The sequence below is a fragment of the Geodermatophilus sp. SYSU D00684 genome (assembly GCF_054050455.1).
On the sequence record NZ_JBJGZI010000007.1, the window covers coordinates 24415 to 47024 of the forward strand.

General features: G+C 77.4%; 21 protein-coding genes. 16 read left to right on the forward strand and 5 right to left on the reverse strand.

Annotated elements, in window-relative coordinates:
• The first annotated feature begins 132 nt into the window (after positions 1–132).
• The 5 genes from ACI79L_RS06390 to tatC all read left to right on the forward strand — a co-directional run bounded on the left by ACI79L_RS06390 (position 133) and on the right by tatC (position 3640).
• Complete coding sequence (locus tag ACI79L_RS06390; protein WP_456935964.1) at positions 133–1107, forward strand: helix-turn-helix transcriptional regulator; 975 nt, start codon at positions 133–135, stop codon at positions 1105–1107.
• A complete protein-coding gene (locus tag ACI79L_RS06395) occupies positions 1104–2069 on the forward strand; it encodes a helix-turn-helix transcriptional regulator (RefSeq protein ID WP_456935965.1) in 966 nt (321 codons plus the stop codon). The genes ACI79L_RS06390 and ACI79L_RS06395 overlap by 4 nt, the downstream gene beginning before the upstream one ends.
• Before the next feature lie 23 nt (positions 2070–2092).
• Positions 2093–2302 (forward strand): hypothetical protein, encoded by a 210-nt coding sequence (locus ACI79L_RS06400; protein ID WP_456935966.1) that lies wholly within the window; start codon positions 2093–2095, stop codon positions 2300–2302.
• 86 nt (positions 2303–2388) lie between these two features.
• A complete protein-coding gene (tatA, locus tag ACI79L_RS06405) occupies positions 2389–2691 on the forward strand; it encodes a Sec-independent protein translocase subunit TatA (RefSeq protein ID WP_456935967.1) in 303 nt (100 codons plus the stop codon).
• A 19-nt stretch (positions 2692–2710) separates the two neighbouring features.
• Positions 2711–3640, forward strand: coding sequence for a twin-arginine translocase subunit TatC (gene tatC / locus ACI79L_RS06410; RefSeq protein ID WP_456935968.1), 930 nt, complete (start codon positions 2711–2713; stop codon positions 3638–3640).
• On the opposite strand, the gene ACI79L_RS06415 is transcribed toward tatC, so the two are convergent.
• Positions 3628–5025, reverse strand: coding sequence for an FAD-dependent oxidoreductase (locus tag ACI79L_RS06415; protein WP_456935969.1), 1398 nt, complete (start codon positions 5023–5025; stop codon positions 3628–3630). The genes tatC and ACI79L_RS06415 overlap by 13 nt on opposite strands.
• A gap of 239 nt (positions 5026–5264) precedes the next feature.
• Between ACI79L_RS06415 and ACI79L_RS06420 the strand changes: the two genes are divergently transcribed.
• From ACI79L_RS06420 to ACI79L_RS06430, 3 genes are all read left to right on the forward strand, one after another.
• On the forward strand, positions 5265–6155 hold the full coding sequence (locus ACI79L_RS06420; RefSeq protein WP_456935970.1) for a diacylglycerol kinase family protein: 891 nt from the start codon (positions 5265–5267) through the stop codon (positions 6153–6155).
• A gap of 319 nt (positions 6156–6474) precedes the next feature.
• Positions 6475–9321: a DEAD/DEAH box helicase gene (locus tag ACI79L_RS06425; protein ID WP_456935971.1), complete on the forward strand. Its 2847-nt coding sequence runs from the start codon at positions 6475–6477 to the stop codon at positions 9319–9321.
• Between the two features lie 151 nt (positions 9322–9472).
• Positions 9473–10108: a DUF4333 domain-containing protein gene (locus ACI79L_RS06430; protein ID WP_456935972.1), complete on the forward strand. Its 636-nt coding sequence runs from the start codon at positions 9473–9475 to the stop codon at positions 10106–10108.
• Positions 10109–10174: 66 nt separating this feature from the next.
• Here ACI79L_RS06430 and ACI79L_RS06435 read toward each other — a convergent pair whose 3' ends face one another.
• Positions 10175–11092 (reverse strand): 5'-3' exonuclease, encoded by a 918-nt coding sequence (locus ACI79L_RS06435; RefSeq protein WP_456936110.1) that lies wholly within the window; start codon positions 11090–11092, stop codon positions 10175–10177.
• Between the two features lie 89 nt (positions 11093–11181).
• Between ACI79L_RS06435 and ACI79L_RS06440 the strand changes: the two genes are divergently transcribed.
• From ACI79L_RS06440 to ACI79L_RS06460, 5 genes are all read left to right on the forward strand, one after another.
• On the forward strand, positions 11182–12321 hold the full coding sequence (locus ACI79L_RS06440; RefSeq protein WP_456935973.1) for a M24 family metallopeptidase: 1140 nt from the start codon (positions 11182–11184) through the stop codon (positions 12319–12321).
• Positions 12296–12763, forward strand: a complete 468-nt coding sequence (locus ACI79L_RS06445) for an Lrp/AsnC family transcriptional regulator (RefSeq protein WP_456935974.1) — start codon at positions 12296–12298, stop codon at positions 12761–12763. The genes ACI79L_RS06440 and ACI79L_RS06445 overlap by 26 nt, the downstream gene beginning before the upstream one ends.
• Before the next feature lie 15 nt (positions 12764–12778).
• On the forward strand, positions 12779–13663 hold the full coding sequence (locus ACI79L_RS06450) for a DMT family transporter (protein WP_456935975.1): 885 nt from the start codon (positions 12779–12781) through the stop codon (positions 13661–13663).
• 129 nt (positions 13664–13792) lie between these two features.
• The gene (locus ACI79L_RS06455; RefSeq protein WP_456935976.1) at positions 13793–14920 is read left to right on the forward strand and encodes an Rv2578c family radical SAM protein; all 1128 of its coding nucleotides are present in this window, start codon (positions 13793–13795) and stop codon (positions 14918–14920) included.
• 225 nt (positions 14921–15145) lie between these two features.
• Entirely contained in the window at positions 15146–15442 is a 297-nt protein-coding gene (locus ACI79L_RS06460) for a DUF1540 domain-containing protein (RefSeq protein ID WP_456935977.1), read from the forward strand.
• Positions 15443–15518: 76 nt separating this feature from the next.
• Here the strand turns inward: ACI79L_RS06460 and ACI79L_RS06465 are convergent, their stop codons facing one another.
• Both ACI79L_RS06465 and ACI79L_RS06470 read right to left on the reverse strand, forming a co-directional pair.
• A complete protein-coding gene (locus ACI79L_RS06465; RefSeq protein ID WP_456935978.1) occupies positions 15519–16373 on the reverse strand; it encodes a hypothetical protein in 855 nt (284 codons plus the stop codon).
• Positions 16374–16623: 250 nt separating this feature from the next.
• Positions 16624–18168 carry an AMP-binding protein gene (locus tag ACI79L_RS06470; protein WP_456935979.1) on the reverse strand — a complete coding sequence of 515 codons (1545 nt, stop codon included), beginning with the start codon at positions 18166–18168 and terminating at the stop codon, positions 16624–16626.
• A 123-nt stretch (positions 18169–18291) separates the two neighbouring features.
• Here ACI79L_RS06470 and ACI79L_RS06475 point away from each other — a divergent pair, with 123 nt between their 5' ends.
• Both ACI79L_RS06475 and ACI79L_RS06480 read left to right on the forward strand, forming a co-directional pair.
• Positions 18292–19431: a carboxylate-amine ligase gene (locus ACI79L_RS06475; protein ID WP_456935980.1), complete on the forward strand. Its 1140-nt coding sequence runs from the start codon at positions 18292–18294 to the stop codon at positions 19429–19431.
• Positions 19432–19461: 30 nt separating this feature from the next.
• Positions 19462–20322, forward strand: a complete 861-nt coding sequence (locus tag ACI79L_RS06480) for a lysophospholipid acyltransferase family protein (RefSeq protein ID WP_456935981.1) — start codon at positions 19462–19464, stop codon at positions 20320–20322.
• Between the two features lie 7 nt (positions 20323–20329).
• Here the strand turns inward: ACI79L_RS06480 and ACI79L_RS06485 are convergent, their stop codons facing one another.
• Positions 20330–20863 carry a GNAT family N-acetyltransferase gene (locus ACI79L_RS06485; protein WP_456935982.1) on the reverse strand — a complete coding sequence of 178 codons (534 nt, stop codon included), beginning with the start codon at positions 20861–20863 and terminating at the stop codon, positions 20330–20332.
• A gap of 83 nt (positions 20864–20946) precedes the next feature.
• Between ACI79L_RS06485 and ACI79L_RS06490 the strand changes: the two genes are divergently transcribed.
• Positions 20947–22470 (forward strand): amidohydrolase, encoded by a 1524-nt coding sequence (locus ACI79L_RS06490; RefSeq protein WP_456935983.1) that lies wholly within the window; start codon positions 20947–20949, stop codon positions 22468–22470.
• The last annotated feature ends 140 nt before the right edge of the window (positions 22471–22610 follow it).

Here is a 22610-nt window from a genome sequence, read left to right on the forward strand (position 1 = left end):
CAGTCGTCCGTTCCCCCACGGGGCGAGCGTAAGGACCCCGGTGCCCCCCGCGCCCCCCGTGGCCCCCTGCAGGGGCCCGCTGCGAGCATGCGAGCAGCGGGGGGCAGGGGGTCCTTTGTCTAGGGTGGGGATGTGTCGGCGAAGCGGGCGGAGCGGCTGGTCAACCTGGTCATCGCGCTGCTGGGCACCCGCCAGTACGTGACGGCGGCGCGGATCCGGGCGACCGTCCCCGGCTACGAGCCCGACGACGGCACCGCCCGCGCCGACGAGGCGTTCAAGCGGATGTTCGAGCGGGACAAGGCCGACCTGCGCGAGATGGGCATCCCGCTGGAGACCGGCCGCACCAGCGTCTTCGACACCGAGGACGGCTACCGCATCGCCCGCGCCGACTACGAGCTGCCCGAGATCACCCTCACCGGCGAGGAGGCCGCCGCGGTCGGCCTGGCGCTGCGGCTGTGGGAGTCCGCGCAGCTGGCCGGGGCCGCGCACAGCGCGCTGGTGAAGCTGCGCGCCGCCGGGGTCGACGTCGACCCGACCCGGCTGCCGATCCAGCCGCGGCTGGACTCCGACGAGCCGGCGTTCGAGCCCTGCTACGCCGCCGCCCGCGACCGCCGGGTGCTGCAGTTCGACTACCGCCGTCCCGACGAGGACGCCCCGGCCCGCCGGCACGTGCAGCCCTGGGGCGTGGTCGCCTGGCACGGCCGCTGGTACCTGGTGGGCCTGGACCTGGACCGGCAGGCGCCGCGGGTGTTCCGGCTGTCCCGGGTGGTCGGCACCCCGAGGGCGACGGGGCCGGAGAACGCGTTCGAGCCGCCGCCGGACCTCGACCTCGCCGGGATCGTCGCCGGCCAGTTCGGCCGGGGCGAGGAGCAGCTGGTGATCGTGCGCGCCCGCCCGGGCACCGCGGTCGGGCTGCGCCGCTGGGCCACCCCGCTGGGCGCCGGCCCGGACGGCGAGGACCGGCTGCAGCTGCGCACCACCGAGCCGGGGCGGCTGGCCGACCAGCTGGCCGCCTACGGGCCCGACGTCGTCGTGGAGTCCCCGGCGGCGGTCCGCGACGCGGTGGTCGAGCGGCTGACCCGCCTGGCCGCGATGGGGGAGCGATGACGAGCCCGGCCACCAACGAGCGGATGACGCGGCTGCTCTCGCTCGTCCCCTACCTCACCGCCCGGCCCGAGGGCGTGCCGCTGGCAGAGGTGGCCCGCGACTTCGGCGTGCCCGAGCGGCAGCTGCGCCGCGACCTCGAGCTGCTGTGGATGTGCGGCCTGCCCGGCTACGGCCCCGGCGACCTCATCGACCTGTCCTTCGAGGGCGACCGGGTGCGGGTCACCTTCACCGCCGGGATGGTCCGCCCGCTGCGGCTGACCACCGACGAGGCGGTCGCGCTGGTGGTGGCGCTGCGCACGCTGCTGGACCTGCCCGGGCTGGCCGAGCAGGAGGCGGTGAGCCGGGCGCTGGCCAAGGTGTCGGCCGCCGCCGGGCACGCCGCCGAGCGGGTCACCCCGGTGGCGCTCAGCGTCGACGCCCGCGAGCAGGCGCTCACCGTCGTCCGGCAGGGGCTCGAGCGCGGCCGGGCGCTGCACCTGCACTACTACGTGCCCACCCGGGACGAGCGCACCGAGCGGACCGTCGACCCGATGCGGCTGCTGCTGGTCGACGGCCGCTGGTACCTGGAGGCGTGGTCGCGGGAGGTGGCCGGGGTGCGGCTGTTCCGGCTGGACCGCATCGACGACGTCGAGGTGCTCGAGGAGCCGGCCGCCCCGCCGCCGCAGGCCGCGCCGCGGGACGTGGAGTCCGGCCTGTACCAGCCGGCGCCCGGCGCGCCGGTGGTGCGGCTGCGGCTGGCCCGCACCGCCCGCTGGGTGGCCGAGTACTACCCGGTGGAGGACGTCCGCGAGGTCGAGGACCCGCCGGGCGGGCTGGCGGTCGCGCTGCGCACCCACGACCTGGCCTGGGCGCGGCGGCTGGTCGCCTCCCTGGGCGGCGCGGCCACGGTCGACGAGCCGGCCGGGCTCGCCGCGGCGGTCGCCGCCGACGCGCGCGCCGCGCTCGCCCGGTACGGCGCCTGACCGCGGGCGCCTAGGCTCGCGGCGTGCTGCTCGTCGTGTGGATCGCCGCTGTGGTCGTGTCGCTGGTCGTCCTCGGCGCGATCGGGTACGGCCTGCTCGGGGCGTTCGCGCGGCTGCGCCGGGAGCTGGAGGCCGCCGAGCGGGAGGTGCGGCCGGTGCTGGAGCAGGCCGCGGCCACCGCCGCCCGCGCCGCCGCGCTGCAGGCCGGTGAACGGCCCGCGGACGGCCGCTGAACCGACGGCGACCGTCCGCCGGGCACCCCGGGGACGAACGCCTCCCGGCGTAGCATCGGCTCCGCCCCCCGCGACCTGGAGGACGCATGAACCTCGGCCCGCTCGAGATCGGCCTGATCATCCTGGCCGTCCTGCTGCTGTTCGGCTACAAGAAGCTCCCCGACGCGTCGCGCTCGCTGGGCCGCTCGCTGCGCATCTTCAAGGGCGAGATGAAGGGCATGAAGGACGACGACCGCGCCGCGGCCCCGTCCGCGCCGACGCCGGCCGCGCTCGACGCCGCCGACCGGGACCGGCGCGCCCAGCTCGAGGCCGAGGCGGCCGCCGCCGAGGCCCGCGCCGCCGAGCTGCGGGCGCGCGCCGCACAGCCCGGCGCCGCCGACGCACGCTGACCGCTCCAAGGGCAGGAACGTGAGCGGTCCCTCCCTGCGCCGCCGGCGGCGGGCCCCGCGGGACCCCGAGGCGACGATGACCCTCGTCGCGCACCTCACCGAGCTGCGCAACCGCGTCGCCAAGGCCCTGCTGGCGCTCGCGCTGGGCACCGTCGCGGGCTTCCTCTGGTACGACCACGGGCTGCTGACCTTCCTCAGCGAGCCCTACTGCTCGCTGCCGGCCGACCTGCGCTTCCAGGGCGACGAGAGCTGCTCGCTGGTGGTCCTCGACGTCTTCGGCGGCGTGCTGCTGCGGCTGAAGATCGGCCTGATCGCCGGGGCGGTGCTGTCCAGCCCGTTCTGGCTCTGGCAGCTGTGGGCGTTCATCACCCCGGGGCTCAAGCGCAACGAGAAGCGCTATGCGATCGCCTTCGTCGCGGTCTCCACGACGCTGTTCGCCCTCGGCGCGGTGCTGGCCTACGTCACCCTCTACAAGGGCCTGGAGCTGCTGCTGGAGCTCGCCGGTGACGAGGTGGCCTTCCAGCTCACCGCGCCGGACTACCTGGGCTTCGTGATCAGCCTGCTGGTCGCCTTCGGGCTGAGCTTCGAGCTGCCGCTGATCGCGGTGGCGCTGAACCTGGTCGGCGTCCTCTCGCACGCCGCGCTGGCGCGCAGCCGGCGGTGGATCTTCTTCCTGACCATCGTGTTCGCCGCGTTCGTCACGCCCACCCAGGACCCGTTCACCATGCTGGCCATGGCGCTGCCGATGGTGGTGCTGTTCGAGCTGGCCATCCAGGTCGCCCGCCTCGTGGACCGGCGGCGGGCCCGCCGGGAGGCCGTGGAGCACTTCCACGACGTGCCCGACGACGAGGCGTCCCCGCTGGACGCGCGGCCCTCCGACCTCGACGCCGGCCCGACCCGGCGCGAGGACCTGCTGCCCGGCGCCCCGGCGGACACCTACCGCGGCTGAGCCGCCCGGGGCCCGGCCGCGGCCAGGGCCTCGACCAGGACCGCCCGCGGGGGCGCCGGCGGGGGGCCGCCGGCGCCGGGGGCGGGGCGCCCGGGCCGCCAGCCGCGGGCGAGCAGCCCGGCCACCCGCGGGTGCACCGCGGCCAGCGCCGCCGGCGGGTCGACCAGCTGGGCGTGCCGCAGCACGGCCCGGCCCACCTCCGGGTCGGCGCCGGCGGCGGCGAACACCAGCCAGCCGGGCAGCGGCGCCCCGTCGCCGGCCGGTCCGGACGGCGGGCCGGCGCCCCACCCGGCGCCGTCGCGGGCGGCCCGCCACATCCGGGCGCGGGCGAGGTCGGTGCGGCAGCCGTCGTCGAACCACTCGCGCAGCTCGCCCTGCACCCAGGCGTCCACCTGCGCGCGCCAGGAGCGGGCGTCCCCGGGCGCCTCGGCGACGGCCCCGGCCAGGCGCAGCGCGTGCGCCACCGCCAGCGCCGAGCCGCGGCCGAAGTGCGGGTTGCTGGTGCTGACGGCGTCGGCCAGCGGGTGCAGCCCCAGCGGCGCGTCGCCGGTGAGCACCCGGAAGGTGCTGCGCAGGCCGCCCATGACCCGCACCGGCGACACCGGGACGGCGCGGGCGGGGTCGGTCCACCGCGCGGCCAGCGGCACCGCCCGGGTGACCGCCTCGAAGCCGGGCAGCTCCTGCGAGCGGGCCAGCTGCGGGTCGTCGGGCAGCCGGGTCAGGCAGACGGTGAACGTGCCGGCGTCGTGCGGGAAGACGAGCACCGCGTACCCGTCGCCCTCGGCCACCGAGACCACGCCCCGCTCGACCGGCGCGAACTCCGCGCCGGGCAGCAGCCGGTAGCGGCGGGAGACGTACACCTCGTCGGCCGGCACGTCGACGGTGTCGCCCACCCACGGGCGGGACAGCCGCCCGCGGCGGCCGGTGGCGTCGACGACCAGGCCGGCGGGGAGCACGCCGCCGCCGGCCAGCCGGACGCCGGAGACCGCGCCACCGGCCACCTCCACGTGCTCGACCCCGGCGCGCCACCGGGTGACGCCCGGCTCGGCGTCGGCGGTGCGCTGCAGCACCCACTCCAGCGTGCTGCGCCGGCACCACAGGGCGGTGAGCCCGTCGGGCAGCCGCACCGGCTCGGCGCCGTGCGCGACCAGCGCGTCGAGCACGTCGGGCAGGCCGGCGGCGAGCTCGGCGTGCAGCCGGGCGAGGAAGGCGTGCGGCTGGTGGAACTGCGCCACCCCGCGGCGCGGCCAGTCCGCCGCGGCGCCGACGTCGCCGGGCGGCTGCGCGCCGTCCCGGTCCACCAGTTGCACCCGGTGGCCCTGGCGGGCCAGCGCGACGGCTGCGGTCAGGCCCGAGATCCCGGCCCCTGCGACGACGACCTGCACGGCGACCTCCGCACGACTCGACGGGGCCAGCGGGGTCGTCCGCGGGAAGGTGTTGCTGGGCAACCGACTGGCGGCGTCATCGAGCCACCGGCGGCGCGGCCGTGTCAAGGTCACCGGGGTCCGAACCCGACCTCCGACCAGGGCGGTCTCCACCGCAGGGAGGGTGCGGCGGCCCCCCGGGGACGCGCCGGGCCGTAGCGTGGGCCGCCGCTCGCCGGAGGTCCAGGGGAGGAGACCGGGTGGACGTCGCCGTCCTCGTCAGCGCCGCTGCCGGGCGGGGCCGCGCCCGCACCGTGTCCGCGGCCGCGCTCGACGCGCTGCGCCGCGGCGGGCTCACGCCCACGGTGCTCCCGGCCGGCACCCGCGCCGAGGCCGAGCGGGCCGCGGCCGGCGCGGTGGCGGCCGGCACCGGCGCCGTCGTCGCGATCGGCGGGGACGGCGCCGTGCACGCCGCGCTGCAGGCGGTCGCCGGCACCGGCACGCCGCTGGCCGTCGTCCCGGCCGGGACCGGCAACGACCTGGCGCTCGCCCTCGGGGTGCCGCCCGAGCCGGTGACCGCGGCCACCGCGGCCGCCGCCGACCTGCGCTCGGGCGCCGTCCGGGTCCTGGACGCCGGCCGCACCGCCGGGCGCTGGTGGGCCACCGTGCTGTGCTGCGGCTTCGACTCCGCGGTCACCGACCGGGCCAACCGGCTGCGCTGGCCGCGCGGGCCGCGCCGCTACGACGTCGCGATCCTCGCCGAGCTGGCCCGGCTGCGGCCCCGCGCGGTCACCCTGACCCTCGACGGGGAGGCGCGGACGCTGCCGGTCACGCTGGTCGCCGTCGGCAACACCGCCTGGTACGGCGGCGGCATGCGGGTCTGCCCGGCCGCCGACCCCGCCGACGGCCGGGTCGACGTCACCGTGGTGGGGCCGGTGTCCCGCCGGGAGCTGGTGCGCACCCGCCCGCGGCTGACCGAGGGCACGCACGTCGACCACCCCGCCGTCACGGTGCACCGCGCCGCGCGGGTGGAGCTCGCCGGCACGGGGCTGACCACCTACGCCGACGGCGAGCCGGTGGCGGCACTGCCGGTGCGCGCCGAGGCCGTGCCCGGCGCGCTGCGGATCGTGGGCTCCGGGCGACCCGCCTGAGCGGGTCGCCACCCCGCAGGGCTCCCGCGGCCGCGGCCACGTGCCAGGGCCACGGCCGTCCTCACCCTCCGTGGCCGGGGTCTCAGGATCTCCGGGGATATATACCGGGGATCTTGACGCTGGGTGACATCGCCGGCCCCCGACCTGCCGGGAGGGCGCGGTGGCCGGGCCATATCCCGCCGCTCCGGAGCACGTGCTCGACCGTTATCCCCAACTCGGGGACCGTTCGACCGGTGCGACGGGCCCCGGGGGAGGGGCAACGACGCGGGGAGGCCCCGTCCGGGCTGAGCGCCGTCCGGGAAGCGCCTAACGTGGGGGCATGTCCAGCCCCGCCGAGCGGTACGCGGCTGCCCGGCGGCGCAGCGCGCACCCCACCCTCGCCGACTTCACCGCCGAGCTCGGCTTCTCCCTGGACCCGTTCCAGGTGGAGGCCTGCGAGGCGCTCGACGAGGGCGCCGGGGTGCTGGTGTGCGCGCCCACCGGGGCCGGCAAGACCGTCGTCGGCGAGTTCGCCGTGCACAAGGCGCTGGCCGAGGGGCGCAAGGCCTTCTACACGACGCCGATCAAGGCGCTGTCCAACCAGAAGTACAACGACCTGGTCGACCGCTACGGCGAGGCGAAGGTCGGGCTGCTCACCGGGGACAACGCGATCAACGGCGACGCCCCCGTGGTGGTGATGACCACCGAGGTGCTGCGCAACATGCTCTACGCGGAGTCCCCGGCCATCGCCGGCCTCGGCTACGTGGTCATGGACGAGGTGCACTACCTCGCCGACCGGTTCCGCGGCGCGGTGTGGGAGGAGGTGATCATCCACCTCCCGGCGTCGGTCACCCTGGTGTCGCTGTCGGCGACGGTGAGCAACGCCGAGGAGTTCGCCGACTGGCTGGTCACCGTCCGCGGGCACACCCGGGTCGTCGTCAGCGAGGTCCGGCCGATCCCGCTGTGGCAGCACATGCTGGTCGGCAACCGGGTGTTCGACCTGTTCAGCCTGCGCCCGGCGGCGCACGCCGCCGAGCAGGGGGACGACCCGCGCGGGCAGTCCACCCGCGACCGGGGCGCCAGCGTCGTCGACCCCGAGCTGGTCCGGTACGTGCGCGAGCACGAGCGGCGGCTGGACACCTGGGGCGGCGGCAACGGCGGCTCGCGCCGGGACCGGGACTGGCACAAGCCGCGGTACCGGCCGCCGGCCCGCCCGGAGGTGGTGGAGCGGCTCGACCGCGCCGGGCTGCTGCCGGCCATCACCTTCGTGTTCAGCCGCAACGGCTGCGACCAGGCCGTGCACCAGTGCCTGATGGCCGGGCTGCGGCTCACCGACGAGGCCGAGCGCGCCGAGATCGCCCGGATCGTCGACGAGCGCACCGGCAGCCTGCCCGACGAGGACCTGCACGTCCTCGGCTTCTGGGAGTGGCGCGAGGGCCTGCTCGCCGGGCTCGCCGCCCACCACGCGGGCCTGGTGCCGGCGTTCAAGGAGACCGTCGAGGAGTGCTTCGTCCGCGGCCTGGTCAAGGCCGTGTTCGCCACCGAGACCCTGGCGCTGGGCATCAACATGCCCGCCCGCACCGTGGTGCTCGAGCGGCTGGTCAAGTGGAACGGCGAGGCGCACGTCGACGTCACGCCGGGGGAGTACACCCAGCTCACCGGGCGGGCCGGGCGGCGCGGCATCGACGTCGAGGGGCACGCCGTCGTCGTCTGGGCGCCGGGCATGGACCCCTCCGTCGTCGCCGGGCTGGCCAGCACCCGCACCTACCCGCTGCGGTCGTCGTTCCGGCCCAGCTACAACATGGCGGTCAACCTGGTCGGCTCCTACGGCCGGGCCCGCGCCCGCGAGCTGCTGGCCTCCTCCTTCGCCCAGTTCCAGGCCGACCGCTCGGTCGTCGGCCTGGCCCGGCAGGCCGCCCGCTCCGAGCGGGACGCGGAGGAGTTCGCCGCCGAGATGGCCAGCGAGGGCGGCGACGTGCTCGCCTACGCCCGGCTGCGGCGGGAGATCGCCGACCGGGAGAAGGAGCTGTCCCGCGACTCGCAGGCCAAGCGGCGCATGGAGGCCGCCGACGCGCTGGCCGCGCTGCGCCCGGGCGACGTCATCCGGGTGCCCTCGGGCCGCCGGCAGGGCCTGGCCGTCGTCCTCGACCCCGGCGTCACCGACCTGTCCGACCCCCGCCCGCTGGTGCTCACCGAGGACAAGTGGGCCGGCCGGCTGGCCAGCGTGGACTTCCCGACGCCGGTCACCGCGCTGGCCCGGGTGCGGGTGCCGAAGAACTTCAACCACCGCAGCCCGCACGCCCGCCGCGACCTGGCCTCCACGCTGCGCACCGCGCGGCTGGAGAACGACCTCGGCGCCCGGCGGGTCAAGCAGCGCTCGGCCGCCGCCGACGACCCGGTGCTGCACGACCTGCGCCGCGCGGTGCGCAACCACCCGGTGCACGCGCTGCCCGACCGGGAGGAGCGGGTGCGCTTCGCCGAGCGCTACCTGCGCGCGGTCGCCGACGCCGAGGCCACCCACCGGAAGATGGCCGAGCGCACCGGCTCGCTGACCCGGCAGTTCGACCGCACCTGCGACGTCCTCGAGGAGCTGGGCTACCTGGTGCCCGAGGCGGTGCCGCTGGTGCCGGCCGACACCGAGGAGCCCACCCCCGTCGACGACGCCCCGCGGGTCACCGAGGAGGGCCGGCGGCTGGCGCGGATCTGGTCGGAGGCCGACCTGCTCGTCGCCGAGTGCCTGCGCGCCGGCGTGTGGCGCGGGCTCACCCCGGCGGAGCTGGCCGCGGCGGTGTCCACGCTGGTGTTCGAGGCCCGGCGGGAGCTGCCCGGCCAGCCGGCGGTGCCCGCGGGGAAGGTGGCCGGGGCGATCGCCGAGATGCGCCGGATCCGCGCGCGGCTGCAGGACGTCGAGCTCGACCGGGGCCTGCCCGCCAGCCGCGACCTGGACCTCGGCTTCGCCTGGGCGGCCTACCGCTGGGCCGACGGGCAGGCGCTGGACCGGGTGCTGGCCGGCGCCGAGCAGGCAGGCACCGAGCTGTCCGGCGGCGACTTCGTCCGTTGGGCGCGGCAGCTGGTGGACCTGCTCGACCAGCTGGCGAAGGTCGCCGACGAGTCCGTGGCCGGCGTCGCGCGGGCCGCGGTGGGGCTGGTGCGGCGCGGGGTGGTCGCCGTGGCGGTCAGCGGCTGAGGTCGCCGCTCCCCGGGCGGGCGGCCGCGCCGCGGACGGGCTGTCAACGGGCCTCCGTGGTGCACAATCTCCCCCGCTCCGGTGACGGACGGTCATCGGAGCGCGGGAACACGACACGGCCCCCGCGGGGCCGCACCGAACGGGAGCGACGATGACCAACCCACCGCAGGGTGGCCAGCCGGGGCAGTACGGGCAGCCGGGGCAGTACGGCCAGCAGCCGGGACAGCCGGGCCCGTACGGGCAGCCCGGCCAGTACGGCCAGCCGGGTGGGCAGTACGGGCAGCCCGCCGCGCAACCCGGGCAGTACGGCCAGCAGCCGGGCCCGTACGGGCAGCCCGGCCAGTACGGGCAACCGGGGCAGTACGGGCAGCCCGGCTACGGCCAGCCGGGCCAGCAGCCCGGCGGCTACGGGCAGCCGGGGCAGTACGGGCAGCAGCCGGGCCAGTACGGCCAGCCCGGCTTCGGGCAGCAGCCGAAGAAGTCCCGGACCGGGCTGGTCATCGGCCTGGTCGCGCTCGCCGTCGTGGTGATCGCCGCGGCGATCGTCCTGCCGATCGTGCTCGGCAAGGACGTGCTCGACGGCGCGCAGGCCGAGAGCGACATCGCGCAGCAGTTCGAGGAGACCTTCGGCATCGCGATCGACGTCTCCTGCGACGACGAGATGGTCGTGGAGGACGGCGCCACCTACGAGTGCACCGGCACCACCGACGACGGCGAGGACGTGACCCTGCAGGTCGCCATCACCGACGCGGACGAGGCCGCCTACACCTGGGAGGTCGCCTCCTGACCGGAGGCCGCTGACCCGGAGGCCGCTGACCCGGGGCCGCGGAGCCCGGGCCGGCCGGCGCCCCGCTCAGTCGAGGGCGTCGGCCGGCCAGCCCAGGGCGGCGCCCAGCCGGCCGAGCGAGGACCGCAACCCGTGCGCGTCGGCCAGCGCGGCCAGCGCCGCGGCGTCGGCCGGCCGGGACGGCAGCGCCCCCTCCACCGGCGGCAGGTCCACGTCGCGGGCCACGGCCACCACCACCGGCGCGGCGTCCAGGTACTCCCCGCCGGCCTGCAGCTTCTCCAGCACGCCGCGGGTGAGCGGCGCCCTCGGCACCGCGGTGCGGGCCGCGGCGGCGCGGATGCCGGCCAGGTCGCCGAACTCGGTGACCAGCGCCGCCGCCGTCTTCGCGCCGATGCCCGCCACGCCGGGCAGGCCGTCGCTGGGGTCCCCGCGCAGCACCGCGAAGTCGGCGTAGGCCCGCCCGGGGATGCCGTACTTCGCCGCCACCGCCGCCTCGTCGACCACCTCGATGTCGGCGATGCCGCGCGCGGTGTACAGCACCCGGACGCCGCGGGCGTCGTCGACCAGCTGGAACAGGTCCCGGTCGCCGGTGACGACGTCGACCGGCCCGCGCGCGCGGGTGGCCAGCGTGCCGATCACGTCGTCGGCCTCGTAGCCGGGCGCGCCGACCCGGGCGATGCCCGCCGCGGCCAGCACGTCCACCAGCACCGGCACCTGCGGCGACAGCTCGTCGGGCGTCTCCTCCCCGCCCTCGGGCGAGAGCCGGTGCGCCTTGTACGACGGCAGCGCCTCGACCCGGAACGCCGGGCGCCAGTCGTCGTCCCAGCAGGCGACCAGCCGGGTCGGGGCGTGCGCGGTGAGCAGCCGGGCGGTCATGTCCAGGAACCCGCGGACGGCGTTGACCGGGCGGCCGTCGGGTGAGGTCACGCTGGTCGGGACGCCGTAGAAGGCCCGGAAGTAGAGGCTCGCGGCGTCGAGCAGCATCGTGGTCACGGGCGGACCGTAGCCGCCGGGGACGACGGGCCGGGGAAACCGGCGCGGGCCCGGCCCGGTCGCGGGGTTAGTGTCCGGGCGTGGCAAGCAGCACGGGGGCCCTCGTCAGCACCGACCGCGTGCACGCGGCGCGCGCCGTCGCCGGGGAGCTCGGCGTCGACGTCCTGGTCCTCACCCCGGGCTCGGACCTGCGCTACCTGTCCGGCTACCACGCCCACGCGATGGAGCGGCTGACCGCGCTGGTGGTCCCGCGCCGCGGGGAGCCGCTGCTGGTCGTCCCGCGGCTGGAGGCGCCGATGGTCGGCGCCTCGCCGGCCGGCGCGCTCGGCCTGGAGCTGCACGCCTGGGACGAGACCGACGACCCGTTCGCCGTCGTCGCCCGGGAGGTGACCGCCCGGCTGGGCGCCGCCCCGACCCGGGTCGCGGTGGGGGCGCGCACCTGGGCCGAGCACGCCCTCGGCGTGCACCGGGCGCTGCCCGGCTCGACCCTGGAGCTGGCCACCCCGGTGCTGGACCGGCTGCGGATGGTGAAGACCCCGGCCGAGGTGGAGGAGCTGGCCCGTGCCGGCGCGGCCATCGACCGGGTGCACGCCCGGATGGGGGAGTGGCTGCGGGTGGGGCGCACCGAGGCCGCGGTCGGCGCGGACGTCGCCGCGGCGATCCTCGCCGAGGGGCACGTGGGCGTGGACTTCACCATCGTCGGCTCCGGCCCCAACGGCGCCAGCCCGCACCACGAGCTCTCCGACCGGGTGGTGCAGGCGGGCGACCTGGTCGTCGTCGACATCGGCGGGGAGACCGCCACCGGCTACCGGTCGGACTGCACCCGCACCTACGTCGTCGGCGGGGAGCCCGGCGCCGAGGTGGCCGAGTGGTACGCGGTCCTGAAGGACGCGCAGGAGGCCGCCGTCGCCGCCGTCCGGCCCGGGGTGACCGCCGAGCAGGTCGACGCGGCCGCCCGCGACCGGATCGCCGCCGCCGGGTGGGGCGAGCACTTCATCCACCGCACCGGGCACGGCATCGGCCTGGACACCCACGAGGCGCCCTACATCGTCGCGGGCAACGACCTGCCGCTGGAGGCCGGGATGGCGTTCTCCGTGGAGCCGGGCATCTACCTGGCCGGCCGCTGCGGCGCGCGGATCGAGGACATCGTGGTCTGCACCGACGACGGCGTCCGCACGCTGAACGAGGGCACCCGTGAGCTCGTCGTCCTCCCCGGCTGACCCGGCCTCCGACGTCGACCGGGCGCTGCTGGCCGCCCTGGTGCGGGACGGGCGGGCCAGCTACACCGAGCTCGCCGAGCGGGTCGGGCTGTCGGTGTCGGCGGTGCACCAGCGGGTGCGCCGGCTCGAGCAGCGCGGGCTGATCACCGGGTACCGGGCGCGGATCGACGCGCGCCGGGTCGGCCTAGGGCTGACCGCGTTCGTCTCGATCACCCCGCTGGACCAGGCCCAGGCCGACGACGCCCCGGCCAAGCTCACCCACCTCGACGCGATCGAGGCCTGCTACTCGGTCGCGGGCATCGAGAGCTACCTGCTCAAGGTGCGGGTGGCCTCGCCCGAGGCGCTGGAGGCGCTGCTGCGGGAGATCCGCACGACGGCGAACGTGAGCACCCGCACCACCGTCGTGCTGTCCACCTTCTACGAGGACCGTCCGCCCGTCTGAGCCCGGAGGACCGGCGTGCCCGACGCCCTGGCCCGCGGGGTGGGGGACCACCTGCCCGGCACGCTGCTGGCGCTGCTCGCGGCGACGCTGTTCGGGCTGGGCTCGGTGCTGCAGCACGAGGCGGCGGTCCGCGCCACCACCGGCGGGCGGCTGCGGATGCGGGAGATGGTGCGCCAGCGCACCTGGCTGCTCGGCCAGGCGGCCACCACCAGCGGCACCGTCGCCCAGGTGGCGGCGCTGGCCCTGGCCCCGGTGGCGATCGTGCAGCCGCTGCTGGCCGGCGCGCTGGTGGCGGCGCTGGCGGTGCGCACCGTCCGCACCGGGCACCCGCCGTCCCGGACCGAGTGGGCCGGAGCGACGCTGACCGTGGGCGGGCTCGTGGTCTTCGTGGTCGCCGCCCGCCCGGGCCGGGGCTCCGGGGACCCGCCGCCGGCCGCGGCCGCCGTGGTGGCCGTCGTGCTGGTGGTGCTGGCCGTCGCGCTCACCGCCCGGCTGCGCGGCGGCAGCGGCGCGGCGCTGGCCTGCGGGGTCACCGGCGGCCTGGCCGCCGGGGTGGCCGCGGTGCTGGTCTCGGCCGGGCTCGCGGTGCTCTCGGCCGACGGGGTGGCCGGCGCGCTCGCCCGGCCCGAGCCGTGGGGCGCGGTGGTGGCCTCGGTGGCCTCCCAGGTGGGCGCGCAGCAGGCCTACGGCCGCGGGGCGCTGTCCTGGTCGCTGCCGGCGCTGGTGGTGTTCGACCCGCTGACGGCGGTGCCGTCGGCCCGGCTGCTGCTCGGGGAGCACCTGGAGCCCGGGCGCGCCGCGGTGTGGGGACCGGCCGCGCTGGTCGCCGTCGTCGGGGTCGTCCTGCTCACCCGCAGCAGCGGGCCGCCGCGGGAGACGGCACCCGCCGTCGGGCCTTGACCACGCACGCCGTTCGACCGTTATCCCCAACATTACGCCGCGACCACCGATAGGGCCCCGCGGAGGGGAGGAGCCGCGACGACGGCGGTGCGACTGGACAACTCCTCGAACACGTGTTCGCATCGGGTGGTGAGGTGGGACGCCCGGCGCCTCGACGCCGACGACGAGACGCTGCTGCCGGGCATGCCGAGTCTGCGCGGGCTGCTGCGCAGCGTGGAGGTGCCCGAGTTCCCGGGTGTGACGATGCACGAGGTGCTGTGCCGATCGGCCCTCAACGCGGTGCCGGAGGGCTCGCGGGTGCCGTTCTCGTACACGATCAACCCGTACCGGGGTTGCCTCCATGCGTGCACCTACTGCTTCGCCCGCTCGACGCACGAGTGGCTGGACCTGGACGCCGGCCGCGACTTCGACACGCAGATCGTCGTCAAGACCAACCTGGTCGAGGTGCTGCGCCGGGAGCTCGCCCGGCCGTCCTGGAGGCGCGAGCACGTGGCGCTGGGCACCAACACCGACCCCTACCAGCGGGCCGAGGGCCGGTACCGGCTGATGCCCGGCGTCATCCGCGCGCTGGCCGACTCCGGCACGCCGTTCTCGATCCTCACCAAGGGCACGCTGGCCCGCCGCGACCTGCCGCTGCTGGCCGACGCCGCCCGCGACGTCCCGGTGGGCTTCGGCGTCTCGATGGCCATCTGGGACGACGACCTGCACGCGAGCCTCGAGCCGGGGGTCCCCTCGCCGCGGGCCCGGCTGGACCTGGTGCGGGCGGTCACCGACGCCGGGCTGCCGTGCGGGGTGTTCCTCGCCCCGGTGCTGCCGGGGCTCACCGACCGCCTCGCCGACCTCGACGCCGCCCTCGGGGCGATCGCCGCCGCCGGCGCCACCGGGGTGACCGTGGTGCCGCTGCACCTGCGCCCCGGGGCCCGCGAGTGGTTCTCCGCCTGGCTGGCGCGCGAGCACCCCTCCCTGGTGGGGCGCTACCGGCAGCTCTACCGCGGCGGGGCGTACGTGCCGCCCGAGTACCGGGCCTGGCTGGCCGGACGGGTCGCGCCGCTGCTGCGCCGGCACGGCCTCGACGGCCGGTCCGGCGGCGCGGTCCGGGGCGCGGAGGCGCCCTCCGGCGTCCCCGGGGACGCCGAGGCCGCCTTCCCCGCGGGCAGCCTGCCCCCGGCCCGTGACCCCGCCGCCCCGCGGGGCCGGGCGTCCCGGGCGCGGCGGTCCCGGGACGACGCCGTGCCGGGCCAGCTGGCGCTGATCTAGAAATGGCCAGGCAAGCCTCCCCTGACCATTGGGTGCCGCAACGACATGGCCGCGGGGAAGGGCAGCCTCTCCTCACCGCGCGCCGCTGACGTGCGGGTTCTCAGGCCAGGCTGACCTGAGAGAATGGTCGGGAAACGACACGCGGAATGCATTCCGGGGTCGAACCCGACGCCATTCTGCGGCACACTGGGGCCAGCAGATCCGTCCGAGCCCGGAGGACCAGAGATGACCGCCGTCGTGCCCCCCGTCGCCGAGTGCACCGTCACCGGCTGCTCCTACAACGACCACCAGCACGGCTGCCACGCCTTCGCGATCACCGTGAGCAGCCACAACGGCAGTGCCGACTGCGGCACCTTCATCCCGCTCACCGTCCGCGGCGGCCTGCCCCGGGCCGAGGCGCTGGTGGGTGCGTGCCAGCGGACCGACTGCGTGCACAACGACGCCCTCGAGTGCCGCGCCGAGGGCATCCGGGTGGGCTTCGACCACGACACCGCCACCTGCATGACCTACTCGCGGGCCTGACGAGCCCCGCGGTACCCCTCCACGTCGACGGCCCGGGCCTCCGCCCGGGCCGTCGCGGCGTTCGGTGGAGGGGCGGTCAGGCGGGGGGTGGAGCCGCGGCCTTGTTGGCGCGGGCGGCCCGCTCGGCCCGGACCGCGCCCCGGGCGGCCACCGGCTCGGCGCCGGCGGCCAGGGCCAGCCGGCGGTAGGAGTCGTAGGACAGCGTCTCGTAGACGGCGGCCAGCGCCTCGGCCCGCTGGCGGCGCGCGCCGGTCGTGGTGGCGCGCAGGTACAGCGCGGTGCGCACGGCGTGCTTGGCGAACGTCACCTGCAGCGCCTGGCTGGACAGCCGGCCGCCCACGTGGGAGGCGAAGCCCGGGCCGCGGCGCAGCGCGGGCAGCACCCACGGGCTGTCGGCCAGCGCGGGGAAGCGGTCGCGCACCGCCTCCCAGGCGTGCCACGCGGTCAGCGCCCCGGGGACCGACCACGCGCCGTCGTCGGTGCTGACCACCAGGCGGCGGGCGGTGGCGCGCACCTGGTCGCGGCGCAGATCGCGGAAGGTGCCCACCGGGGCCGGCCAGCGCAGCGCGATCGCGCACCACACGACCGTGCGCAGGTGCTCGGGCTGCTCGCTGCGCACCTCGGTGAGCGGCCGCAGGTCCAGCGTCCGCGGATCGGGCTCCGGCGTGGGGGGCACCGGCAGGGGGACCCCGCCGTACCGGGCCACCTTGCTGTACAGGGTGACGGTGGCGGGCTTCCAGCCGCGGGCCGCCGCGACGTCGTCCATCCCGCCCTCGGCCAGCTCGTCGGGTCCGAGGCCCAGCTCGAGGGCGGCGTCGATCAGCCGGCGCCACTGCACCGCGTAGCCCTCCGGGGGCTCCAGCCGGGCCCAGGCCTGCGCCGCGGGCGGTGACGGCATCTCCGGGAGCGGCCCCTGCCAGCCCTTCGCCATGCCTCCACCATACCCGTTATCCCCAACTAACTATACATCTTTCCAGGAAGACCCCGAACCCTCAGCAATGCCGGGAGGGGAGCTCCAGGGTCGGTCGAGCCCGTCGAGGGGTCGCCGCCGGGGAGCGCCGCTCGGGACAGGCCGCGACGGCTCGGCGGGCCGGGCGCCCACCGGGGGGAGCGCTCCCCCGGCTGGGCGCCCGGGAGGGACGCTGTTCCGTCACGGACCGGCCGGGGCGGGCGCGGGGCCCTCAGGCGTCCCCGGCGGTCAGCAGGTGCGCCCGCACGTCGCCCTTGAGCGCCTTGCCCACCTTGGAACGCGGCAGGTCGGCCCAGACCAGGACGTCCTGGGGTGCCTTGACGCCGCCGATGCGGGCGCGGACGAACGCGCGGACGGCGGCGGGGTCCAGCGCCTCCCCGGCCCGCGGCTGGACGACGGCGACCACCCGCTCGCCCCACTTCTCGTCGGGCACGCCGACCACCGCGCAGTCCTGCACCGCCGGGTGGGCCAGGACCGCCTGCTCGACCTCGGCCGAGTATACGTTGAAGCCGCCGCTGATGATCATGTCCTTGGCGCGGTCGACGAGGTACAGCCAGCCGTCGGCGTCGAGGTAGCCGACGTCGCCGGTGTGGTGCCAGCCGAACCGGCTCGCCTCGGCGGTGGCCCGCGGGTCCCGGTGGTAGCCGTCCATGACCAGCGAGCCCCGGACGACGACCTCGCCGCGCTCGCCGGCGGGCAGCAGCCGCCCGTCGTCGGCCATGACCGCCACGGTGGTGAGCGGGGTGGGCCGGCCGGCGGAGGCGAACCGCTCCCGGGCGGGGGAGCCGTCGGGGTGCAGGTGCTCGGCCGGCGCCATCGTCGAGATCATCATCGGCGCCTCGGACCGGCCGTACAGCTGCCCGAGGACGGGGCCGATCCGCCGGATCGCCTCCTCGAGGCGGTCGGAGGACGTGGGCGCGGCGCCGTACCAGAGGCGCTGCAGGGCGGAGAGGTCCGTGCCGTCGAGGTGGGGGTGGGCCAGCAGCGGGTAGACCAGCGTCGGCGGCAGGAAGGCGTGGGTGACCCGGTGCCGCTGGGCGAGGGCGAGGAACTGCCCCAGGTCCGGCGCCGGCATGACGACGACCTCGCCGCCGAGGGCCATCACCGGGAAGCACAGCACCCCGGCGGCGTGGGTGAGCGGCGGGAGCGCCAGGTAGGTGGGCCGGCCGGTGAACGGACAGCTCATCAGCGTCAGCGCCGTCATGGTCTCGAGGTTGCGGTCGGTCAGGCGCACGCCCTTGGGCCGGCCGGTGGTGCCGCCGGTGCCGACCAGCATCACCAGCCCGCCGGGCGGCTCGGCGTCGCCGGCCTCCGGCGCCCCGGCCAGCCAGCCGGCCAGCGCCGGGTCGCCGCCGCCGTCGCCGTCGCCGTCGAGGCAGACCAGGGTGGTCAGCCGCGGCAGGCGGTCGCGGATCGCGGCCACCAGCGGCGCGAAGGAGCGCTGGTAGAGCAGCGCGGTGCAGCCGAACAGGTCGAGCAGCTCGCGGTTCTCCGCGGCCTCGTTGCGGGGGTTGACCGGGCACCACACCGCGCCGGCGCGGGCGATGCCGAAGACGGCGGCGAACGCGGTGGGGTCGTTGGCCGACAGGACCGCCACGGGGTCACCGGGTCGCACGCCGGAGCGGGCCAGCGCCCCGGCGACCCGCCGGCTGAACCGCTGCACCTCCCCGTAGCTCAGCGACCCGTCCGGGCCGGTCAGGCACGGCGCGTCCGGGCCGAGGGAGGCGCCCTTGTCCAGATAGGCGGTGAGGCTCACCGATCCGCCCGCCCCTGGCCCGCGCCGCCGGAGACCCTGGCTTCGGTCATGCGGGGACCGTGCCCGAACCGGGTGCCCGGTGCCCGCCCTGCGGCGGCGTCGCCCCGCCCCCAGGATGTGCCGGTGCGCACGGTGGGTGTCGAGGAGGAGCTGCTGGTCGTCGACCCCGCGGGGACGCCGGTGCCGCGCGGTCCCGAGGCGCTGGCGGTGGCCGCCCGCCGCGGGGAGGGGGAGACCCCGGAGCAGCACGAGAGCGCGGCGCGGGCGGACGACGAGGGCTCCCCGGGGCACCTGGTGCCCGAGCTCAAGCGGGAGCAGGTGGAGCTGGGCACCCGGGTGTGCACCGGGCTGGCCGGGGTGGAGCGGGAGCTGCGGTACTGGCGCGGGCGCGCCGACGCCGCCGCCCGGGCGGTCGGGACGCGGGTGGCGGCGCTGGCGACCTCACCGGTCGGCGTCGCGCCGGAGACGACGCCCGGCGAGCGCTACGCGGAGATGACCGACACCTTCGGCCTCATCGCCCGCGACCAGCTCACCTGCGGCTGCCACGTGCACGTGTCGGTGGACGGCGACGAGGAGGGCGTGGCCGTCCTCGACCGGATCCGGGTGTGGCTGCCGGTGCTCACCGCGCTGACCGCCAACTCGCCGTTCTGGCTGGGCGCCGACTCCGGGTACGCCAGCTTCCGGTCCCAGGCGTGGAACCGCTGGCCCTCGGCGGGCCCCACCGAGCCGTTCGGGAACCCGGCGACCTACCACCGGGTGGTCGCCGAGCTGGTCGCGACCCGCACGATCGTCGACGCCGGGATGGTCTACTTCGACGCCCGGCTGTCGCGGACCTGGCCCACGGTCGAGGTGCGCTGCGCCGACGTCGCGCTGCGGGTCGAGGACGCGGTGACCCACGCCGGGTTGGTGCGCGCGCTGGTGGACACCGCCGCCCGCGAGTGGCGCGCGGGCGTCCCCGCGCCGCGGGTGCGCACCGAGCTGCTGCGGGTGGCCGCCTGGCGGGCCGGACGCTCGGGCACCACCGGCGACCTGGTGCACCCGCGCACCGGGGCGCCGGCGCCGGCCGCCGCGGTGGTCGCGGCGCTGCTGGAGCACGTCGGCCCGGCGCTGGACGCCGCCGGCGACCGGCAGCGGGTCGCCGACGGCGTGGCGGCGGTGCTGGAGCGCGGCACCGGCGCGGACCTGCAGCGCCGCGTGCACGCCGACACGGGGGACCTGACCGCCGTCGTCCGCGCGGCGGTGCAGCTCACCACCGGCGGCTGACCGTCCAGGGAGGGCGGATATCGTCCCGCCATGTACACCGCGAGCTGGCACGACGTCGTGCGGCGCGATCTGTTCGGACCGTCCCCCGACCGGCGGGACCGTCCCTACCGGTTCGTCGTGCGGCTGGCGCTGGTGGTCTTCCGGCTGCTGCGGCTGCAGTTCGACGTGCGCGGCTCCGAGCACGTGCCGACGTCGGGCGGCGCGGTGGTCTGCAGCAACCACGTCAGCTTCCTGGACTTCACCTTCCTCGGCCTGGCCGCGCTGCCGCGGCACCGGCTGGTCCGGTTCATGGCCAAGGCCTCGGTGTTCGCGCACTGGTTCGCCGGGCCGTTCATGCGGGCCATGCGGCACATCCCGGTCGACCGCAAGGCCGGCGCGGCCGCGTTCGACGCCGCGGTGCGGGCGCTCAAGGACGGCGAGGTCGTCGGCGTCTTCCCCGAGGCGACGATCAGCCAGAGCTTCACCGTCAAGGACCTCAAGGCCGGCGCCGCCCGGATGGCCCTCGACGCCGGGGTGCCGATCGTCCCGGCCGCGGTGTGGGGCGGGCACCGGGTGGCCACCAAGAAGCACCCCGTGGACCTCACCCGCGGCCGCGCGGTGACCGTGCTGCTCGGCGAGCCGGTCGTCCCCCTGCCCGGCGAGCAGCCCGCCGAGCTGCTGGCCCGCACCCGCGCGGCGATGGAGGCGCTGCTCGACGAGGCGCAGCGCACCTATCCGCAGCAGCCCGCGGGCCCCGAGGACCTGTGGTGGGTGCCGGCGCACCTGGGCGGGACCGCGCCCACCCTGGAGGAGGCCATGGCCCGCGACGCGCAGGACGCCGCCGGGCAGCGGGTGAAGGCGCGGACCTCGCGCCGCGCGCGGCTGGCCCGCCGCCTCCGGCGCCGCGGCTGAGGGCCCGCTACTCCACCACCACCGGCGCCATCAGCCGGAACGCCTCCAGCTCGACGTCGTACCAGCGGCGCAGCCGGCCCAGCGGCTCCATGCCCAGGCGCCGGCACACCGCCAGCGAGGCGGCGTTGCCGGGCCGCACGACGGCGTAGACCTCCGGCACCCCCGCGCCGAAGGCGTGGTCGACCACCGCCCGCGCGGCCTCGGTGGCGTAGCCGTGGCCCCAGCAGTCCGGGTGCAGGTGCCAGCCCACCTCGACCTCCCCGACGCCGTCGGGCAGCGGCTTGAGCAGCACCGTGCCGGCCACCACCGGCTCCGGCCCGCGCACCTCCACCGCCCAGCAGCCGTGCACCGGGTCCGCGCGCCGGATCTCCGCCCACCGGGCCACCAGCTCCACCGGGCCCACCGACGGCGGGCCGCCCAGCCAGCGGGTGACCTCCTCGCGCCGGTAGATGTCGGTGAGCCGGGCCAGGTCGGCACGGCCGGTGGTCCACGGGCGCAGCCGCAGCCGCTCGGTGAGCAGCTCCCCGTCGGGCACCGTCATCGCGACTGCCTACCCGGCGCGTCCCGCGCTACCCGCGGACCCGGCGCCGTTGCGCCCCGGGCGCGCCGTCATGCTCAGGGGCCGTGACGTCCCCGACCGACCTGCTGCTCACCGACGTGACCGTCGGCGACCGTCCCGGCCGCGCCGTGCACGTCGTCGACGGGCGGATCGCCTGGACCGGCGCGGCCGCCGACGCGCCGCGGGCCGGCCGGGTGCTGGCCGGGGAGGGTGCGCTGCTCACCCCGGCGTTCGTGGACGCGCACGTGCACGCCACCGCGACCGGTCTGGCGCTCACCGGTCTCGACCTCCACTCGAGGTCGAGCCTCGCCGCGGTGGTGGCCGCGGTCGCCGAGGCGGTGCGCGGCGCGCCGCCGGGCATCCTGCTGGGCACCGGCTGGGACGAGACCGGCTGGCCCGAGGGGCGGGGGCTCACCCGCGCCGACCTCGACGCCGTCGTCGGGGACCGGCCGGCCTACCTGGCCCGCGTCGACGTGCACTCGGCGACGGTCTCCACCGCGCTGCTCGACCTCGTACCCGGCGTCCGCGACCTGCCCGGCTTCTCACCCGATGGGCAGCTGCGGCTGGACGCCCACCACGCCGCCCGGCAGGCCGCCTACGGGGCGGTGACGGCGCCGCAGCGGGCCGCCGCGCAGGCCGCGACGCTCGCCGAGGCGGCGCGGCTGGGCATCGGCAGCCTGCACGAGATGGCCGGGCCGGAGGTGTCCAGCGCCGCGGACCTGCGCGCGCTGCTGGACCTGGCCCGGCAGCGGCCGGGGCCGCGGGTGACCGGCTACTGGGGGGAGCTGGCCGAGCGCGGCGGGCTGGACCTGGTGCGCGAGCTGGGCCTGGCCGGCGCCGGCGGCGACCTGTTCTGCGACGGCGCGTTCGGCTCGCACACCGCCGCGCTGCACGCCCCCTACGCCGACCGGCCGGGCACCGCCGGGGCGCTGCGGTTCGCCACCGCCTCCCTGGTCGACCACGTGCGCGCCTGCACCGCCGCCGGGATCCAGGCCGGCTTCCACTGCATCGGCGACGCCGCCGTCGACCAGGTGCTGGACGCGGTCGGGACGGTGGTGGCCGAGCTCGGGCTGCCGGCCGTGCGGGCCTGCCGGCACCGACTGGAGCACGTGGAGATGGCGGGCCCGGAGGCGGTCGAGCGGATGCGGGCGTGGGGGATGGTGGCCAGCGTCCAGCCCGCCTTCGACGCCGCCTGGGGCGGCCCGGCGGGCATGTACGCCGAGCGGCTGGGCGCCGGGCGGGCCGCCGGGTGCAATCCGTTCGCCGACCTCGCCGACGCCGGGGTCCCCCTGGCGCTGGGCAGCGACGCCCCGGTGACGCCGATGGACCCCTGGGGCGGCGTGCACGCGGCCGTCGACCACCGCACCGCCGGCGCCGGGCTGCGCCCCTTCGACGCCTTCGACGCGGCCACCCACGGCGGCTGGCACGCCGTCCGCGCCGAGACCGCCGCCGGGCCGCTGGCGCCCGGCGCGCCCGCCGACCTCGCGCTGTGGGCCACCGACGCCGGCCTGTCCGGGGTGCTCGACCGGCGGGAGCGGCCGGCCTGCCGGCGGCTGCTGGTGGCAGGGCGGCCGCTGCCGTCGCTGTAACCACCGGGTGCGGGGACGGCACGGACGGGCGACCCCGCGCAGGTCGCGTCCCGGGGGACGGGGCGCGGGGTGGGATGCTCGTGGGTGGACCACGACCGTGGTCCGCGCGCCGTCCACTCGCGGGCGGCGTGCAGCCGGAC

Bases quoted from the DNA above. Each gene is read 5' to 3' on its own strand.
- ACI79L_RS06425 (WP_456935971.1), top strand. From the start codon at position 6,475: ATGTCCAGCCCCGCCGAGCGGTACGCGGCTGCCCGGCGGCGCAGCGCG.
- ACI79L_RS06460 (WP_456935977.1), top strand. From the start codon at position 15,146: ATGACCGCCGTCGTGCCCCCCGTCGCCGAGTGCACCGTCACCGGCTGC.
- ACI79L_RS06395 (WP_456935965.1), top strand. From the start codon at position 1,104: ATGACGAGCCCGGCCACCAACGAGCGGATGACGCGGCTGCTCTCGCTC.
- ACI79L_RS06485 (WP_456935982.1), bottom strand. From the start codon at position 20,863: ATGACGGTGCCCGACGGGGAGCTGCTCACCGAGCGGCTGCGGCTGCGC.
- tatA (WP_456935967.1), top strand. From the start codon at position 2,389: ATGAACCTCGGCCCGCTCGAGATCGGCCTGATCATCCTGGCCGTCCTG.
- ACI79L_RS06430 (WP_456935972.1), top strand. From the start codon at position 9,473: ATGACCAACCCACCGCAGGGTGGCCAGCCGGGGCAGTACGGGCAGCCG.
- ACI79L_RS06480 (WP_456935981.1), top strand. From the start codon at position 19,462: ATGTACACCGCGAGCTGGCACGACGTCGTGCGGCGCGATCTGTTCGGA.
- ACI79L_RS06435 (WP_456936110.1), bottom strand. From the start codon at position 11,092: ATGCTGCTCGACGCCGCGAGCCTCTACTTCCGGGCCTTCTACGGCGTC.
- ACI79L_RS06465 (WP_456935978.1), bottom strand. From the start codon at position 16,373: ATGGCGAAGGGCTGGCAGGGGCCGCTCCCGGAGATGCCGTCACCGCCC.